This window comes from Streptomyces alboniger (assembly GCF_008704395.1).
GTDB classification, from domain to species: Bacteria; Actinomycetota; Actinomycetes; order Streptomycetales; family Streptomycetaceae; genus Streptomyces; species Streptomyces alboniger.
Window position 1 is genome coordinate 7,425,922 of record NZ_CP023695.1, and the last position, 17,049, is coordinate 7,442,970.

General features: G+C 71.0%; 18 protein-coding genes and 1 pseudogene. 9 read left to right on the forward strand and 10 right to left on the reverse strand.

Translation table 11 applies throughout. The features are described from left to right. Positions 1–46 precede the first annotated feature (46 nt). The 3 genes from CP975_RS32460 to CP975_RS32470 all read right to left on the reverse strand — a co-directional run bounded on the left by CP975_RS32460 (position 47) and on the right by CP975_RS32470 (position 2,996). The gene (locus tag CP975_RS32460; protein WP_150477639.1) at positions 47–835 is read right to left on the reverse strand and encodes a GNAT family N-acetyltransferase; all 789 of its coding nucleotides are present in this window, start codon (positions 833–835) and stop codon (positions 47–49) included. Then, positions 832–1,923 carry a M20 family metallopeptidase gene (locus CP975_RS32465; protein ID WP_055535232.1) on the reverse strand — a complete coding sequence of 364 codons (1,092 nt, stop codon included), beginning with the start codon at positions 1,921–1,923 and terminating at the stop codon, positions 832–834. The genes CP975_RS32460 and CP975_RS32465 overlap by 4 nt, the downstream gene beginning before the upstream one ends. A 119-nt stretch (positions 1,924–2,042) precedes the next feature. Beyond that, the gene (locus CP975_RS32470) at positions 2,043–2,996 is read right to left on the reverse strand and encodes an RNA polymerase sigma-70 factor (protein WP_055535212.1); all 954 of its coding nucleotides are present in this window, start codon (positions 2,994–2,996) and stop codon (positions 2,043–2,045) included. Positions 2,997–3,163: 167 nt separating this feature from the next. Between CP975_RS32470 and CP975_RS32475 the strand changes: the two genes are divergently transcribed. Both CP975_RS32475 and CP975_RS35230 read left to right on the forward strand, forming a co-directional pair. Further along, positions 3,164–3,931 carry an SDR family oxidoreductase gene (locus CP975_RS32475; protein ID WP_055535213.1) on the forward strand — a complete coding sequence of 256 codons (768 nt, stop codon included), beginning with the start codon at positions 3,164–3,166 and terminating at the stop codon, positions 3,929–3,931. A 194-nt stretch (positions 3,932–4,125) separates the two neighbouring features. Continuing rightward, positions 4,126–4,281, forward strand: coding sequence for a hypothetical protein (locus CP975_RS35230; protein ID WP_167532768.1), 156 nt, complete (start codon positions 4,126–4,128; stop codon positions 4,279–4,281). Here CP975_RS35230 and CP975_RS32480 read toward each other — a convergent pair. Continuing rightward, positions 4,266–4,802 (reverse strand): GNAT family N-acetyltransferase, encoded by a 537-nt coding sequence (locus CP975_RS32480; RefSeq protein ID WP_070321295.1) that lies wholly within the window; start codon positions 4,800–4,802, stop codon positions 4,266–4,268. The genes CP975_RS35230 and CP975_RS32480 overlap by 16 nt on opposite strands. A gap of 25 nt (positions 4,803–4,827) precedes the next feature. Here CP975_RS32480 and CP975_RS32485 point away from each other — a divergent pair, with 25 nt between their 5' ends. From CP975_RS32485 to CP975_RS32500, 4 genes and pseudogenes are all read left to right on the forward strand, one after another. Next, a complete protein-coding gene (locus tag CP975_RS32485) occupies positions 4,828–5,349 on the forward strand; it encodes a CGNR zinc finger domain-containing protein (protein WP_055535215.1) in 522 nt (173 codons plus the stop codon). Between the two features lie 276 nt (positions 5,350–5,625). Further along, a pseudogene (locus CP975_RS32490) lies at positions 5,626–7,005 on the forward strand (alpha-amylase); the annotation flags it as partial. A 67-nt stretch (positions 7,006–7,072) separates the two neighbouring features. Further along, positions 7,073–7,948, forward strand: a complete 876-nt coding sequence (locus tag CP975_RS32495) for an LLM class flavin-dependent oxidoreductase (RefSeq protein WP_055535218.1) — start codon at positions 7,073–7,075, stop codon at positions 7,946–7,948. 60 nt (positions 7,949–8,008) lie between these two features. Further along, positions 8,009–8,986, forward strand: coding sequence for a LysR family transcriptional regulator (locus CP975_RS32500; protein ID WP_150477640.1), 978 nt, complete (start codon positions 8,009–8,011; stop codon positions 8,984–8,986). On the opposite strand, the gene CP975_RS32505 is transcribed toward CP975_RS32500, so the two are convergent. The 3 genes from CP975_RS32505 to CP975_RS32515 form a co-directional block, all read right to left on the reverse strand. After that, positions 8,983–9,654 (reverse strand): TetR/AcrR family transcriptional regulator, encoded by a 672-nt coding sequence (locus CP975_RS32505; RefSeq protein WP_246201706.1) that lies wholly within the window; start codon positions 9,652–9,654, stop codon positions 8,983–8,985. The genes CP975_RS32500 and CP975_RS32505 overlap by 4 nt on opposite strands. A 110-nt stretch (positions 9,655–9,764) precedes the next feature. After that, entirely contained in the window at positions 9,765–10,235 is a 471-nt protein-coding gene (locus CP975_RS32510) for a hypothetical protein (protein WP_167532769.1), read from the reverse strand. Between the two features lie 161 nt (positions 10,236–10,396). After that, on the reverse strand, positions 10,397–11,416 hold the full coding sequence (locus CP975_RS32515; protein ID WP_150477642.1) for a helix-turn-helix domain-containing protein: 1,020 nt from the start codon (positions 11,414–11,416) through the stop codon (positions 10,397–10,399). Between the two features lie 129 nt (positions 11,417–11,545). On the opposite strand from CP975_RS32515, the gene CP975_RS32520 reads away from it, so the two are divergent. The 3 genes from CP975_RS32520 to CP975_RS32530 all read left to right on the forward strand — a co-directional run bounded on the left by CP975_RS32520 (position 11,546) and on the right by CP975_RS32530 (position 13,730). Next, on the forward strand, positions 11,546–11,698 hold the full coding sequence (locus CP975_RS32520; RefSeq protein ID WP_199783181.1) for a hypothetical protein: 153 nt from the start codon (positions 11,546–11,548) through the stop codon (positions 11,696–11,698). A gap of 62 nt (positions 11,699–11,760) precedes the next feature. Further along, a complete protein-coding gene (locus tag CP975_RS32525) occupies positions 11,761–12,981 on the forward strand; it encodes an acyl-CoA dehydrogenase family protein (RefSeq protein WP_150477643.1) in 1,221 nt (406 codons plus the stop codon). Continuing rightward, positions 12,978–13,730, forward strand: a complete 753-nt coding sequence (locus CP975_RS32530) for an SDR family oxidoreductase (RefSeq protein ID WP_055535226.1) — start codon at positions 12,978–12,980, stop codon at positions 13,728–13,730. The genes CP975_RS32525 and CP975_RS32530 overlap by 4 nt, the downstream gene beginning before the upstream one ends. Positions 13,731–13,780: 50 nt before the next feature. Here CP975_RS32530 and CP975_RS32535 read toward each other — a convergent pair whose 3' ends face one another. From CP975_RS32535 to argG, 3 genes are all read right to left on the reverse strand, one after another. After that, on the reverse strand, positions 13,781–14,404 hold the full coding sequence (locus CP975_RS32535; RefSeq protein ID WP_055535243.1) for an isochorismatase family protein: 624 nt from the start codon (positions 14,402–14,404) through the stop codon (positions 13,781–13,783). Between the two features lie 35 nt (positions 14,405–14,439). Next, positions 14,440–15,432, reverse strand: coding sequence for a GlxA family transcriptional regulator (locus CP975_RS32540; RefSeq protein ID WP_055535228.1), 993 nt, complete (start codon positions 15,430–15,432; stop codon positions 14,440–14,442). Positions 15,433–15,596: 164 nt separating this feature from the next. Further along, on the reverse strand, positions 15,597–17,045 hold the full coding sequence (gene argG / locus CP975_RS32545) for an argininosuccinate synthase (protein WP_030775664.1): 1,449 nt from the start codon (positions 17,043–17,045) through the stop codon (positions 15,597–15,599). Between the last annotated feature and the right edge of the window lie 4 nt (positions 17,046–17,049).

Sequence of the window (17,049 nt, forward strand, 5' to 3'; positions counted from 1 at the left end):
GCGTGTCAAGCGGAATCGTGATTTACACATGGTTTTCCGGCCCGGCTCACATCGGCTTCGGCTGTGCCGGCCGGCGTGTGACGACGTACGAAGTCCGGTTGTGGAAGCCCGTGACGCGAGCCCCCTCGGCCAGGAGGCCGCCGAGGACCTGGCGCAGGGCGAGGCGCCACGCCTTGGCCGCGCCCGGGTCGGAGCGCCGCAGCGCCTCGATGTCGGGCGGGACGTCCACCAGCAGCGTGGGGGAGTCGACGGTGCCGAGGACCGGCAGACCGTCGCGTACGGACAGCGCGGTCACGGCATCGGCCGGCACACGGACGGGCGGCGGAGCCGACGGCGCCTCGGCCGGATGGGACAGGTCCCAGGCGACGAGGGCGCGGTCGGTGTCGTCACCGCCGTTGATGGCGTCGTCGAGCGAACCGTAGAAGCCGGTGAGGTACTCCACGGGACGCGCGCCGAGCTTGGCCAGGTTGAAGTGCGCGTTGCGCCGCACCAGCGGATCGAAGGTCCAGGTGATCGTGGAGAGTCCCCGGGACAGGGCCCACGCGCGCTGGTGCCATTTGAGGGCCGGGCCCGCCGCGTGCCCGGACAGCGCCCCGGTGACATGGGAATGCAGCGCCTGCCCGACGGGCGCCGCGAAGAAGGCCACGGAAGCGCCGACGAGGCGTCCGTCCGCGAAGGCGCCCGCGACGTAGTTCCCGGCGTGGGAGAGCGCCCGCATCTGCTCGGTCCCCATCGGGGACGCGCCCGGCGCGGAGCCCCAGATCTCCTCGAACAACGCGCTGGCGGCCGCCAGTTCACGCAGCTTGTGCAGCTCGCGGACGGCGAGTTCGCTCACCGGAGGACGTCCTCGACGAGGGCGGCCAGAAGCCGCGCCCGGGGGACCATCTCGGCGACGACCACATGCTCGTGGTCGGCGTGCGCGCCGCCGCCGACGGCCCCCAGACCGTCCAGTGTCGGGCAGCCGAGCCCGCCGGTGAAGTTCCCGTCGGACGCCCCGCCGACCGCCGCCGAGAGCAGCGTTCCCCAGCCCTGCCGCCGGGCGATCGCGCGGGCCCGCGCGAACAGTTCGGCGGACGAAGTCTCCTCCAGGGGCGGCCTGTGGGGGCCACCGCGCACCTCCAGGCGCGCCCCCGGCACGGTCACCTTCAGCGCCCGCATACAGGCGTCCACCCGCTCCTGGGCCCTGAGGGTCGGGGCCCGTACGTCAATGCTGACCGTGGCCTCGGCGGGCACCGTATTGGTCGCCGAACCCGCGCCCACCACCGTGGGGACCACCGTCGTACGCCAGTCGTGCGGCGCGCCCGCGTTGATCTCGTCGGCCAGTCCCTCCAGAGCGAGGATGAGGTGCGCGGCCTCGACAGCCGCGTTGACCCCCTTCTCCGGCTCCAGGCCGGAGTGCGCCGCGGTGCCGTGCACCACCAACTCGTAGGCAGAAGTGCCCTTACGTGCCGTCTTCAGCGCGCCCCCGTCCGCGGAGGCCTCCAGGACGAAGGTCGCCGCGCACTGCCGCGCCGCCTCCTCGATGAGTGCCAGCGAGGTGTCCGAGCCGACCTCCTCGTCCCCGGTCACCAGGACGCACACACCCTCCAGGGAGGGGAGCAGGGCCAAGGCGTGGAACATCTGCACGAGACCGGCCTTCATGTCGAAGATCCCGGGGCCGCGCGCGATGCCGTCGCTCACCGACCACGGATGAGTCGCCAAAGACCCCGTCGGCCACACCGTGTCGTGGTGCCCGAGGAGAAGCACCCGGGGCGTGCCGAACGTCCACCGCAGATGCGTCACCCCGTCGACGACCAGACGCTCGGGTTCGGCGCCGAGAAGGCGGGTCCCCTGCGCGGCCACGGCGTCCGCGCTGCGTGCCACGGCCGCCAGGTCCGAGGAGAAGGACTCGCACACCACCAGCTCCTCGAGGTCCGCGACCATCGCGGCGAGCAGATCCTCGGTCACCTTCGACTCGTGGGTCCCCTTCGGCTCTTCGGTCACCTTCGACTCCTCCCCGAGAACAATCCCGCGATGCTAGTCGATGCGTGAGAGGGCACGGATCAAGCGCAGCGGCTGACGGCGGTCTCCCGTGCCACACGTGACAGCTTCTCCGGGTTGCGGACGTGGTAGGCCCCGGTGACGCAGCCGTCCTCGACCCGCACGGCCACCACGCCGTCGACCTCTCCGTCGACCCGGACGAGCAGCCCCGGGCCGCCGTTGATCTGCACCGGCTCGACGGACCTCTCGGCGTCGCGCCGCCACCAGCCGCCCGCCAGCAGGCGCGCCACCCGGTCCGCGCCCACGATGGGCCGAAGCAGCGCGTGTTTGACTCCGCCGCCGTCGCTCAAAGCCACGACGTCCGGCGCGAGGATGTCGAGCAGGCTCTGCGACTCGCCTGTCTCGACGGCCCGTTGGAAGGCCCGGAGCGCGGCTCGCGTCTGGTCCGGGGAGACGGTGCCGCGCGGTCGGCGCGCGGCGACGTGTGCCCGTGCCCGGTAGGCGAGCTGGCGCACCGCGGCCGGGCTCTTGCCGACGGCCTCGGCGATCTCGTCGTAGTCGAGAGCGAACACCTCGCGCAGCACGAACACCGCCCGTTCGACCGGCGCGAGCGTCTCCAGAACCAGCAGCATCGCCATCGAGATGCTGTCGGCGAGTTCGACGTCGTCGGCCACGTCCGGCGCGGTCAGCAACGGCTCGGGCAGCCACGGCCCGACGTAGGACTCCTTGCGCCGACCGAGCGCACGCATCCGGTCCAGTGCCTGCCGGGTGACGATCCGTACCAGGTAGGCACGCTTCTCCCGCACGGTCGCCTGATCGACGCCCGCCCATCGCAGCCAGGTCTCCTGGAGGACGTCCTCGGCGTCGGCGGCCGAACCGAGCATCTCGTAGGCGACGGTGAACAGCAGATTGCGGTGGGCGACGAACACCTCGGTGGCCCGGTCCAGCGACTCCACCCGCCCGGCGAGGTCAAGCGGCGCGGCCTTGCCCGCCGTACGTTCGTCGCGCTCGCTCATGCCCGGCTCCCGCCTGTTCGTCCCTGTGCTGATCCAGGCACTGGACGCCGGTTCCCGCTGTTCCGTAACACCCCTGACCAGTGGCCTGCGTCACACAGCCGTGACTGTTACGGGCGGCGTGGCACCGACGTCTCGTGTTCGTCCGGAACCCAGGAAGGGCAGGGAACATGAGTGCTGGCAAGTTCGCAGTAGCAGGAGCGACCGGGCGCCTGGGACGCCACGTCGTGGACGTCCTCGCGGGACGCGGGCACCAGGTCGTGCCGATGTCCCGCGCCACCGGCGTGGACATCATCACCGGTGAGGGCCTGGCCGAGGCGCTGACCGGGGTCGACGTCATCATCGACGTCGCGTCCTGGCACGCCTCCGACCAGAAGGCCGCCACGGAGTTCTTCCGCACCGCCACCCAAAACCTGCACGCCGCCGGCCTGCGCGCGGGAGCCGACCGGATCGTCGCCGTGTCCATCATCGGCGCCGACAAGGCCACCGCCGGATTCGTCGCCGCCCAACAGGTGCACGAGGAGGCCAACCTGTCCGGCCCGCTGCCCGCTCGCATCCTGCGGGCCGCGCAGTTCCATGAATTCGTCGGTCAGCTCCTGGAGTGGCAGCAGGGCGACGTCGCCTACATCCCGGCCCTGCCCACCCAGCTCGTGGCATGCCGCACCGTGGCCGAAACGCTGGTCGACCTGGCCGCCGACCCCGACGCGCCCGCGCAGTCGGATCCGGGGGCGCCGATTCCCGAGATCGCCGGGCCCCGCAGGGAAAGCATGGCCGATGCGGCGCGGCTGCTCGGCGCCCGCCGAGGCATCAAGGTCGTCGACGTCGACGGCTCCGGCATGCCCGACGCCGAGATCGCGGCGGCCGGCGGATTCCTGCCAGGACCGCACGCCACGCTCGCAGGCCCCACCTTCCAGGAATGGCTCAACACCCAACCCTGATACGGGCGGACTCGAACCCCAACCGCGTACACCACGGAGCACGACGGAGCATCCCATGCCCTCATCCACCAAGCCACCCTCCCCGGCGCACGCGGGGCGGGCCGCGCCTCCCCGGTTCTTCGGCCTGCTGAAGGCGACCACGGCGTTCCTGGCCCCCACCCTGCTGGTGCAGGGGATCACCGCCGGGCAACTCCTTGTCCGGCGAGGACGGCAGCCGACTGCACCACTCCACAGGCCCCCTCGTCTCGATCGCGCTGGTCCTCCAGACGGTTGCCGCGGGTGCCGTGCTGATGGCGCAGGTGTGGTCGGCCGGTGCGGTCCGCGGCACCGCCTCTCAGGGGCGCCGGTAGAGCGCGGGGTCGGGGTGGTCGACGAAGCCCAGCGCGCGGTAGAGCGGTTCGCCCTCCGGGGATGCGTACAGGTCCACGCGGGAGGCCTCCCGCTCGCGGAACCAGTCGAGCAGCGCCCGCATGATCGCGCGACTGTGGCCGCGCCGCCGGTACGCCGGGTCGGTGACCACGCCGATCACGTGGCCGACCCGGCCGCTGGGGTTGTGCGGGCCGGGAAAATATTGGTCGACGGTGCCGATGCCGCAGGCGGCCAGGCCGTCGTCGCCGTCCACGACGAGGATCCGCGCGGAGGCCCCGGCCGGCCGGTCCTCGGTCAGCCGTTCCTTCAGTACCAGGGAAAGGCGGTGGCGCCAGTCGTCACCGCCCGAAGCGGGGTTGAAGTACTCGCCCCCCAGGTCCTCGAACAGCAACGCACGCAGCCGTACCAGCTCAGGAATGTCATCCTCGACGGCCTGCCGCACGGCGAGGTCAACACCACTGGTGCGGTGGGGTGTTGCGAGGTGTTCCACGGTGTCTCTCATGAGATCACCTTGATGTAATGGCCTTATGCACCTCAACCCTTACGGCACGGACGCCGTGAACCTGGCGGCGGATCTCGCCAACCGGCGTCCGACCGGCGCGGAGGAACTGACAGACCGCTGCCGGGCGGCCGGGCTGGCCCTGGAACGCCCGGCGACGCCACGGGACATGGCCGTCCTCGAAGGCGCCCTCGACGCCTGGGAGAAGGTCGTCGACGCCGCCGACGAGGAGGAGCGCGCCGAGGCGGTCAACGCCATGCTGGCCGCGTCCGCCGCCCACCCCCGGCTGACCGACCACGCGGGCGACGGCTGGCATCTGCACTACCGAGACGACCAACTGCCCCTGGGCTCCCTGCTGTTCTCCCTGATATCGGTCGGCACCGCCCTGCATCTGGTAGGGCGCGGCATGCACCGGTTGCGGCGGTGCGAGGTCACGGAGTGCACCACGATCTTCGCGGACACCTCCCGTACCGGACGGCAGCGCTACTGCTCCCACCCGTGCGCCAACCGCGACGCGGTGCGCCGGCACCGCGCACGCGCCAAGCGGTGACGGCGGGGATCCGCGCGAGCCGTGATCCGCACGAGCAGTGATCTGCGCGAGCCGAGGCCCGCGCGAGCCGAGGCCTGCGCGAAGGGTTGACCGGGCGTTTGAAGACGCCTACGGTCCCGATCGCAAGTTCTTGCAGTTTCAACCTGCAAGATTCTGCAAGCGATTCGCCGCGCATGGAGAGGTTCGCCGCGCGACGGATCGCCGTCCGGGGGCTCCCGCGCCCCGGCGCCCGCGTCCCCCCACCCCTCTGGAGGCCCCGTGAACGGCCCAACGCACATAGCCCGCAGACCAGTCGCCGTGACGCTCGCCCTGGCGGCCGGCGTCCTCGGGAGTCTCGTCGTGCCGGCGCCTCGGGCAGAGGCGTCACCGCCCGGCGGCAAGGACGTCACCGCCGTCCTCTTCGAGTGGCGCTTCGACTCGGTCGCCAAGGCGTGCAAGAACCAACTCGGCCCCGCCGGTTATGGGTTCGTGCAGGTCTCGCCGCCCCAGGAGCACATCCAGGGCGGCCAGTGGTGGACCTCGTACCAGCCGGTCAGCTACAAGATCGCCGGTCGCCTCGGTGACCGGGCGGCCTTCAAGAACATGGTCGCCACCTGTCACGGCGCGGGCGTCAAGGTGGTCGCGGACGCCGTGATCAACCACATGGCGGCCGGCTCGGGAACCGGCACCGGTGGCTCGTCCTACACGAAGTACGACTACCCCGGCATCTACTCCGGCGCCGACATGGACGACTGCCGCTCGGTGATCACGAACTACGGCGACCGCGGGAACGTACAGAACTGCGAACTCGTCGGTCTCGCCGACCTGGACACGGGGGAGGGCTATGTGCGCGGCCGGATCGCCGCCTACCTCAACGACCTCCTCTCGCTCGGCGTCGACGGATTCCGGATCGACGCGGCCAAGCACATGCCGGCGGAGGACCTCGCCGACATCAAGTCACGGCTGAGCGACCCGGGGGTGTACTGGAAGCAGGAGGCCATCTACGGCGCCGGTGAGGCGGTCTCGCCCAGCGAGTACCTCCGCAACGGAGACGTCCAGGAGTTCCGGTACGCCCGCGACCTCAAGCGCGTCTTCACCAATGAGAAGCTCGCCTATCTGAAGAACTACGGTGAGGGCTGGGGGTACATGACCTCCGGGAAGTCCGCCGTCTTCGTCGACAACCACGACACCGAACGCGGCGGTGACACCCTCAGCTACAAGGACGGCGCCAACTACACCCTGGCCAACGTCTTCATGCTCGCCTGGCCGTACGGGGCGCCCGACGTCCACTCCGGCTACGAGTTCTCCGAACGCGACGCGGGGCCGCCCAACGGCGGCTCGGTGAAGGCGTGTTACTCCGACGGCTGGAAGTGTCAGCACGCGTGGCGCGAGATCTCGGGGATGGTCGCCCTCCGCAACACCGCGCGCGGTGAGGACGTCACCCGCTGGTGGGACAACGGCGGCAACCAGATCGCCTTCGGCCGCGGCGACAAGGCGTACGTCGCCATCAACCACGAGGGCTCCTCGCTGAAGCGCACCTTCCAGACCGCGCTGCCCGCGGGATCCTACTGCGACATCCAGTCCGGCAGGCGCGTCACGGTCGACTCCTCCGGGCAGTTCACGGCCACGCTCGGCGCCAACACGGCGGTCGCGCTGCACGTCGGGGCGAGGACGTGCGGAACCTGAAAACCCGCCGCCGCGCCCCCGGTTGCTCACGCGGAAGGAAGCGGGGCAGGAAAACACCATGACTGCTCTCGGCGTCGTGTTCCGGCCCCAGCTTCCTCCCGAGCGACTGCGCGCCATGGTGCGCGCGGCCGACGACGCGGGCCTCGCGGAGCTGTGGCTCTGGGAGGACTGCTTCCTGGAGAGCGGCATCGCCTCCGCGGCCGCGGCACTGGCCTGGTCGGAGCGGCTGCACGTGGGGGTGGGCCTGCTGCCCGTGCCGCTGCGCAACGCCGCGCTCGCCACGATGGAGGCGGCCACGCTGCACCGGCTGTTCCCCGGCCGCGTCACGCTCGGCGTCGGGCACGGTGTGCAGGACTGGATGGGGCAGGTGGGCGCGCGGGCCGAGTCGCCGCTGACCCTGCTGCGCGAACACCTCGGCGCCATGCGGGCGTTGCTGGCCGGTGAGCGCGTGACCACCGAGGGGCGGTACGTCCGGCTCGACGGCGTCGCGCTCGACTGGCCGCCCGCGTCGGCACCCGCCGTCTACGCCGGTGCGCGCGGCCCCCGGTCGGTGCGGCTGACCGGAGAGGCCGCCGACGGCACGATCCTGGACGCGAGCACCACACCGGAAGGCGTAAGGGAGGCGCGCCGGCTCATCGACGAGGGAAGGCGGGTCGCCGGGCGCACCGACACGGCCCACCCGGTGGTGGTCTACCTCCACGCGGCGACCGGACCGGACGCGCAGGCCCGCCTGCGCGCCGAACTCGCACGCGACGGACGGGAGGGAACGCCGGGCCTCGGAGTGGCGGGCGGCGCCGACGACGTGGCGAAGGGCGTCCGCCGCCTCGCCGAGGCGGGAGCCGACACCGTCGTCCTCCAGCCCACCGCCGACGAGCCGGACCCGGAGGGCTTCATCCGCTTCGTCACGGACGAGGTCGGCCCACTGGTGCCGTAGGCCTGCCCGGCGGGGGCCCAGCGCGGGCCCCCGCCGATGCGGAACCGTAGGCTCATCCGTATGGGAAACAGAGAGGCGGCAGCCCCACACGCCAGCACCAGTACCAGCACCAGCACGGGAACCGGTAGCGGCACCGGTACCGGCTCGCTGGATCTCAATCAGCTGCGCACCTTCCTCGCCGTCTACCGCTCGGGCTCCTTCACCGCGGCCGCCCGCCTCCTCGGCCTCTCGCAGCCCACGGTCACCGCGCAGATCCGCTCCCTGGAGCGTCAGCTCGACCGGGAGCTTTTCGAGCGGCTGCCGCGCGGAGCCGCCCCCGCCCCGTTCGCGGACGAACTGGCGTCCCGCATCGTCGAGCCCCTGGACGCCCTCGCCGAGGTCGCGGGCCACGGCGGTGACGGCTCGGCGGAACCGGTCCATCTGGCGGGGCCGGCGGAGTTCCTCTCCCACTGCGTGCTGCCCGGCCTCGCGCCCCTCGTGGAGAAGGGGGTGCGGCTGCGGATCACGACGGGCCTCACCGAGGACCTCCTGGACGGCCTGCGCGCGGGCCGCCACGACCTGGTGGTCGCCACGGTGCGGCCCCGCGGCCGGGCGCTGGCCTCCGTACCCCTCGCGGACGAGGAGTTCGTGCTGGTCGCGGCGGGCGGCTGGGCGGAGCGCATCGGCGGTCCGGAGCGGATCGCCGCGCAGGGGCCCGCGGCGCTGCGCGGCGTGCCCCTGGTGGCGTACGCCGATGACGTGCCGATCGTCCGTCGCTACTGGCGCCATGTCTTCGGCAAGCGCCTCGCGTGCGAGCCCGCTGTGACCATGCCCGACCTGCGCGCGGTCAAGGCGGCGGTGGTGGGCGGCGCCGGATTCAGCGTGCTGCCCCGCTATCTGTGCCTCGACGAACTGGCCTCGGGTGCCCTGGTCCTGCTGAACGACCCGGAGGACCCGCCGATCAACACGGGCTACCTCGTACAGCGCCCCGGTTCCTCGGACAACCCGCACGTCGCCCTGGTCAGGGACCACATGCTGGAGAACGCGCGCGACTGCTAGCCGGCGCCGGAGCCCGTCTCGGGGCCGGGGTCCGTGAGCTGGAGGGCGTTCTCCCAGATCGTGTTGAGCGTCGTGACGAGCCGCTCGTACGGGATGCGCTGGCCCAGTACGAACACCAGGTAGGCCATGCGGCTCACCATCACGGACAAGGCGTGCGCGGTCACCAGGGGATCGAGGCTCGCGTCGGCCTCGCCGTTCTCCTGGAGCGTGCGGATCAGCTTGGCGTTGCGCCGCGCGAACGCGTTGCCGCGCTCGATGCGCAGGGCCATGAACTTCTCGTCGATCTGGGCGACTTGCTCGAACAGTGCCATCAGGCGCGCGTTCTTCTTGTACGCGCGCAGGTACTCGCGGTTCGACGCGTCGATGAGCCGGCGGGTGTCGGTGATGCCGGTACGCTCGCGCAGATGCGGGTGGAGCATCTCCTCCTGTACCTGCTCGACGAGCGCCTGGAAGATCTCTTCCTTGCTGTTGAAGTACGTGTAGAACGACCCGGAGGCGACCTGCGCGGCTTTGGAGATGTCCGTGATCCGGGCGTCCAGATACCCGTCACGTTCGAAGACCTCGCGGGCGGCGGCGATCAGCGCGTTGCGGGTCCTGACACCGCGCGCGGTGCGTGGCGTGATCGGTTGCTTCTGGCCGCCGTCTGCGGCCGGGGCCTGGGCAGCCACTACGATCCATTCACCGTTGTTCGAACCTGTACGTAACCGTGGCAGCGGATGGTATCAGCAAAGGCTTCCGACCCGGACACCATGATCAGCGTGCCCGGGTCGATGTGCCCTCAGCAGATGTCGAGGTGAGTGAAGTCGTACGTCGCGTAGTCCGGGAAGTTGTAGATCTGGCCGTCCGCGGGCGCATAGCGCGAGTACGTGGGACCCCAGAAACGGACCTGGGCTTCGTCAGTCTGGTTGTTGCGAACAGAGAGCGAGTCGATGAAGTTCGAGAGCGACCGCGTATCGCACTTGTACAGGTGGAAGATGCTGTGCTTACCGTCGCCCTGACCAACTGCCACGCAGGCGATTCCAGATTTCAAGGAGCACCAGATCAGCTCATCGCGCCGCTGGTCAGTCGACACATCCCGCTTTACCCACTCGCCTGAGAACAGCGGGTAGATCTGCGGTGTCCATGCGGTCGGTCCGGCCGCAACGTTCGGTGTTGCCTGTGCTGGCGCCTGCGCCGCCAGCGGAACAAGGACTGCGGCGATCATCGTCACGACCATTGCAGCCGCCCGTGCTCTGATTCTCGATCTCATGTGATCTCCTCTACAGTCGCAACCGATGCGCGGGGCGAGGCCGACCCGAAAAGCTTTGCCTAAGGGCACGTGGCTCTCCTCGTGGTGGTGCTTGCCCTCCTTACTCTGCGCGAGGACGTGAAAGAGCCGCCATCTTTTCGAAGTTCGTCGAAAGGTGCTGGCTACGCCCGCGTCGACCCGCCGGACACGTCCTCGTCCCGTCCCGGCACGATGGGTGCTGCGGCCAGCAGGTGAGTCAGGGCGGTGCCTCGCTCGGTCGGGTGGAGTCGCACCTCCCGGCCGTGGCGTACGCGCTGGAGGAGTCCGGTGGCCTCGAGCTGCTGGCAGTGGTACGTCACTGTGCTGACGCCGATGTGCAGTTGGCGGGCGAGATCGCCGACGGCCGGTCGGTGCGGGACATGGCGCAGGATCCGCGCACGGACGGGACCGAGGACCAGCGACAGCGCATTCGTCCCGGTCTTCTGTTCCGCCCCTCCGTGGCGCCCGGCGATGCGGCCGAGGCCGGGCACGGGGTAGGCGATCCAGAGGGCATCGTCGCGGTCCGCGCTGTACATGCGGGCCGTGTAGCCGGACGCCAGCGGCACCAGGACCAGGGGCCGCCCGCCGAGGTCGGCCAGGTGGGTCGGGCACGGATGAGGAAGCTGCAAGGCGCCGGCCCGGTAGCGCACGTCGGCGTCGAGGCCGGCGAGTAGACCGTCGAGCCCGCCGGTCACCGCGGCCACACCCACCCGCTCGGCTTCCCTGCCCATGAGGAGGTCCGCCTCCCGCCACAACGGGGCAAAGGCGTGCCAGGCCGCGCTGGCCACGGACCGGTAGGCGGCCAGGAACGAGACCGGCTGATCCAGCAACGTCCGCCATTCCGGCGGCGTGGAGCCGACGGAATGGAAGGCCGCCACTTCGGCGGCCACGAGCGCCGGATCTATCCCCGCCAGCTCTTCCAAGAGGGCGTTCATGTCGGAGGCATCCAGGTCGTGGACCAACGCGAGGCGGTCGGGGATCCAGCACGCGCGTGAGCGCAATAACGGACCGACGACGGCCGCCGCGTCCGCCGGCAACACCCGCCGGACGGCGTCGCGCCACAACCGGGGCACTCCGTGGGAGTGACCTCCGAAGATGTCCTTGAGGAGCGAGAAAAGGGTGGCTCCGGGATGGCGGCTCACCCGGACGTTGACCCGATCCACTGCTCCGAGCCGTACCGTGTGCCCCGTCAACGCCCGCCCCCCAAAGTCGGTGATGCACGGAGGGTACGCAAGGACAGGGACCGCGAACAGTGTCACCTCGCCTCGCTTGTCGAACTGTTCGAACCGTGCGTGCGCTCCTCCGGTGCCTCGCTCGCCTATCAGCTGTCCGCCCTGACCGTCAGCGGCGGAACCCCGCTGATCATGACCGTGACGAACCCGGTCTCCGTACGGCAGGATCCGCACGCGGTCCCCGGCGCGCGGGCCGATCCCGACAGGCATTGAACCTGAATCCGGATTCAAATACGGTGGCCGGGCCGGCAGGGGCCACAACCGTGGGAGGACTCGTGTTCGACGTCAGCGACAGGGCCAGGGAGTACCAGGAGAAGCTGCTCGCCTTCATGGACGAGCACATCTATCCCGCCGAGGCGGTGTACGAGGCACAGATGGCGGAGTCCGGCGATCCGCACTTCCATCCGCCCGTCCTCGAAGAACTGAAGGCCGAGGCGAGGAAGCGGGGCCTGTGGAACCTCTTCCACCCGCATCCGCAGTGGGGCCCCGGCCTGACCAACCTGGAGTACGCGACGCTCGCCGAGATCATGGGACGCAGCGCGCACCTCGCCCCCGAGGCCACCAACTGCAACGCGCCGGACACCGGCAACATGGAAGTCCTCACCCTCTTCGGCACCGAGGAGCACAAGGAGAAGTGGCTGAAGCCGCTGCTCGCGGGTGAGATCGCCTCCGCGTTCGCGATGACCGAACCCGCCGTCGCCAGCTCCGACGCCCGCAACATCGAGATGCGGATGGTGCGCGACGGCGACGGCTACGTCCTCAACGGCCGCAAGTGGTGGACGTCCAACGCCCTGCACAGGAACTGCCGGGTGCTCATCGTGATGGGCAAGACCGACCCGGACGGGCCGAGCCACCGGCAGCAGAGCATGATGGTCGTCCCGCTCGACACCCCGGGCGTCACGGTCCTGCGCGGCCTGCCCGTCTTCGGCTACCAGGACCGCGAGGGCCACGCGGAGGTGCTCTTCGAGGACGTACGCGTGCCCGGCACCGCCCTGCTCGCGGGCGAGGGCGACGGCTTCATGATCAGCCAGGCCCGCCTCGGCCCCGGCCGCATCCACCACTGCATGCGCTCGATCGGAATGGCCGAGCGCGCCCTCGACCTGATGATCGACCGCGCCCGGTCCCGTACGACGTTCGGCGCGCCCCTGTCCGACCGGGCCAACATCCAGGACTGGATCGCCGAGGCCCGCATCGAGATCGACATGGCGAGGCTCCTGACCCTCAAGGCCGCCCACCTCATGGACACCGTCGGCAACAAACAGGCCCGCACGGAGATCGCCGCCATCAAGGTCGCCGCGCCCGAGGTGGCGCTGAAGGTCGTCGACCGGGCGATCCAGGTCCACGGCGGCGCCGGGGTGTCCGACGACTTCCCGCTCGCGCGCATGTACGCCCAGCTACGCACCCTGCGCCTCGCGGACGGCCCCGACGAGGTGCACAAGCGCACCATCGCCCAGCGGGAACTGCGCCGCCGCGAGAACGAGCGGAGCGCGCGGTGAGCGGCCCGCTCGCCGGCCGGGTCGCCCTCGTGACGGGCGCCTCGCGGGGCATCGGCCTCGCGGCCGCCGCGGCCCTGCGGGAGCGCGGCGCACGCGTCGTGGTCACCTCGCGCAGCGACGAGCGCGCCAAGGAGGCGGCGGCTCGACTGGGCGACGACGTCATCGGATTCGGCGCCCACGCCACCGACGAGGAGGCGGCGCGCGCCTGCGTCGACCTCACCGTCGACACGTACGGCCGGCTCGACATCCTCGTCAACAACGCCGGTACGAACCCCGCGTTCGGCCCCGTCATCGACCAGGACCACGCCCGGTTCGCCAAGACGATGGACGTCAATCTGTGGGCGCCGATCCTGTGGACGTCGCTCGCGGTCAAGGCGTGGATGGGGGAGCACGGCGGCTCGGTCGTCAACACCGCCTCGATCGGCGGCCTCACGGTCGCCCAGGACGTCGGCATCTACCACGTCTCGAAGGCCGCGCTCATCCATCTCACCAAGCAACTCGCCCTGGAACTCGGCCCGAAGGTCCGCGTCAACGCCATCGCCCCCGGCGTCGTACGGACCAGGCTGGCCGAGGCGCTGTGGCAGGAGAACGAGGCACGGGTCGCCGCGGCCACCCCGCTCGGCCGCATCGGGGAGCCCGAGGACCTGGCGGAGGCCGTGGCGTTCCTCGCCGGGGACGGCGCGCGCTGGATCACCGGCGAGACCCTCGTCGTCGACGGAGGGCAACTCCTCGGCTCCGGGCCCTTGTGAGGGCCGTCGGCCGCGCCGGTCCCCGGGGCCCCGGGGACCGGCGCGGGCTCTCAGGCGGGGAGGGCGTCGACGGTCGGCACGACGGTGCCGAACAGGTCGGTGACGGTCGTCAGGGCGGCCGTCTGGAGAGCGGCGGCGGACAGGACCGTGCCGTCCGGGGCGGTGAGAGCGCGGGTGGCCGTCGCCTCGGCGACGACGGTGGGCCGGTAGCCGAGGTTGAAGGCCCCCTGCGCGGTGTAGTTGACGCACATGTGCGTCATGAAGCCGGCCAGCACCAGATCCCTGCCGCTGCCCGCGGCGACGCCCAGGTCGCCGAGCGTCTTCTCCAGCTCGGTGGCGTGGAAGGAGTTGGGGAACTGCTTCACCACGACCGGCTCGCCCTCCACCGGGGCGACCTCGTCACACACGGAGCCGATGTGGGCGCGGATGTCATAAGGGGTGTTCTCGCCGCCGTCGTTGATGATGTGGACGACCGGGACGCCCGCGGCCCTGGCCCGCTCCAGCAGGCGTGCCCCCGCCGCGAGTGCCGCCTCGGCACCTTCCAGGGCCATGACTCCGGTCCGGTAGGTGTTCTGAAAGTCGATCATGATCAGGGCGGACTCGCTCAACCGGGGCGGCTGGTTGTCCAGGCCGATCACGTCGCGCAGGGTCGTGGACGCGTGGTGGGTGGTCATGGTCATCGGATGCCTTTCGATGGGAACAGTGATGGTCAGCCGGTGCTGACACGGAACCGGCGGCGGTAGGCGGCCGGGGTGATGGCGAGTTGGCGCCGGAAGGCGCGGTGCAGGGTCTCCACCGAACCGAGTCCGGCGGCCGCGGCGACCTGCTCCAGGGAACGGTCGGTGCTCTCCAGGAGCCGGCGGGCCGCCTCCACCCGGGCCGCCTCGACGTAGTCGGCGGCGCTGGTGCCCGTCTCCTGTTTGAACACGCGGGCGAAGTGCCGCTCGCTGAGGCACATCCGGGCCGCCAGCGCCGCCGCGGACAGGTCGTCGCCGAGGTGCCCGGCGATCCACAGCCGCAGCTCGTCGATGTCACGGCGGTCGGACGCGGGGCGGCTGAGCGGCACGGAGAACTGGCTCTGCCCGCCCTGCCGCTTCAGGAACATCACCAGCTGCCGGGCGACCGCCAGGGCGATGTCCTCCCCCTGGTCCTCGGCCACCAGCGCCAGTGCGAGATCCAGGCAGGCGCTGATCCCGGCACCCGTCCACAACCGGCCGCGGTCGGTGCGTACGAAGATCGGGTCCGGGTCGACCGTGACGGCGGGGTGGTCGGCGGCGAGCTGTGCGGCGGTCGACCAGTGGGTCGTCGCCGTCCTGCCGTCGAGGAGTCCGGCCGCGGCCAGCAGATGGGCGCCGACACAAACCGACGCCACTCGCCGGGCGCCCGGGGCGGTCTCCCGCAGCCACTGGACGACCTCGCCGTCGATACGGGCGCGGGGGCCGTCGTCGGTCATGTCGACCGCGCCGGGCACCAGCAGGGTGTCCACCCGCCCGCCGACCTCCTCGAAGGACACGTCGGTGAGCAGCCGCACGCCCGCCGACGTGCGCACCGGGCCGACGACCGGCCCGGCGAGGCGGACCTCGTACCCGGCACGGCCCCCGGTCTCGCGGTTGGCCAGCGAGAAGACCTCGGCAGGGCCGGTCACGTCGAGGAGATCGACATCGGGGAAGACCGCGATGACGACGCGGTGTGAAGGGGGCATGCGGCCATCCTCCCGGCCACCGCCCGATGGCGGCAATGACGATTCCCTGTCACATCCGGACACGCCCCCCCACGGTCGTGCCCGTGACGCCCGGGGCACCCGTGACACACGGAAGCGGGCCCGGCGGAACGAATCCGCCGGGCCCGCTTGCGTAGGGGTGTACGTCAGTCCGTGCCGGACTCCATCGCGGCGCGGTCCAGCATCGACTCCTCGTCCGTCGTCTCGCCGCGCGAGGCGATCGCCTGGGCGCCGCCCGCGTCCATGGCGCCGATCAGACCCGTCGAGGCCGCCTGCGCGGCACCGATCGGCGTCGGGTGGACGGTGCCGACCAGGCCCAGCTCCACGTACTGCTCAAGACGGGAACGCGAGTCCGCGATGTCGAGGTTGCGCATGGTGAGCTGGCCGATCCGGTCCACCGGGCCGAACGCCGAGTCCTCGGTCCGCTCCATGGAGAGCTTGTCCGGGTGGTAGCTGAGCGCCGGGCCCCGAGTGTCGAGGATCGAGTAGTCCTCGCCGCGCCGCAGCCGCAGCGTCACCTCGCCGGTGATCGCCGCGCCCACCCAGCGCTGGAGCGACTCGCGCACCATCAGCGCCTGCGGGTCGAGCCAGCGGCCCTCGTAGAGCAGCCGCCCGAGCCGCCTGCCCTCGTTGTGGTACGCGGCCACGGTGTCCTCGTTGTGGATCGCGTTGACCAGGCGCTCGTAGGCGATGTGCAGCAGCGCCATGCCCGGCGCCTCGTAGATGCCGCGGCTCTTGGCCTCGATGACGCGGTTCTCGATCTGGTCGGACATGCCGAGGCCGTGCCGGCCGCCGATCGCGTTGGCCTCCATGACGAGGTCGACCGGGGAGGGGAACTCCTTGCCGTTGACCGTCACGGGACGGCCCTGGTCGAAGCCGATCGTGACGTCCTCGGTGCCGATCTCCACCGACGGGTCCCAGAACCGCACGCCCATGATCGGGTCGACGGTCTCCAGGCCGGTGTCGAGGTGCTCCAGCGTCTTCGCCTCGTGCGTGGCGCCCCAGATGTTGGCGTCCGTGGAGTACGCCTTCTCCGTGGAGTCACGGTAGGGCAGCCCGTGCGCGACCAGCCACTCCGACATCTCCTTGCGGCCGCCCAGCTCGCTCACGAAGTCCGCGTCCAGCCAGGGCTTGTAGATCCGCAGGTGCGGGTTGGCGAGCAGGCCGTAGCGGTAGAACCGCTCGATGTCGTTGCCCTTGAACGTGGAGCCGTCGCCCCAGATCTGCACGCCGTCCTCGAGCATGGCCCGCACGAGGAGCGTGCCGGTCACGGCCCGCCCCAGCGGCGTGGTGTTGAAGTACGGACGTCCGCCCGACTTGATGTGGAACGCACCGCAGGCGAGCGCCGCAAGGCCTTCCTCGACCAGCGCGGCACGGCAGTCGACGAGTCGGGTGATCTCGGCGCCGTACGCGGAGGCTCGGCCGGGCACGGACGCGATATCGGGCTCGTCGTACTGCCCGATGTCGGCGGTGTAGGTGCACGGGACGGCGCCCTTGTCGCGCATCCAGGCGACGGCGACGGAGGTGTCGAGACCGCCGGAGAAGGCGATGCCGACGCGCTCGCCGGTGGGAAGGGAGGTGAGGACCTTGGACATGGCA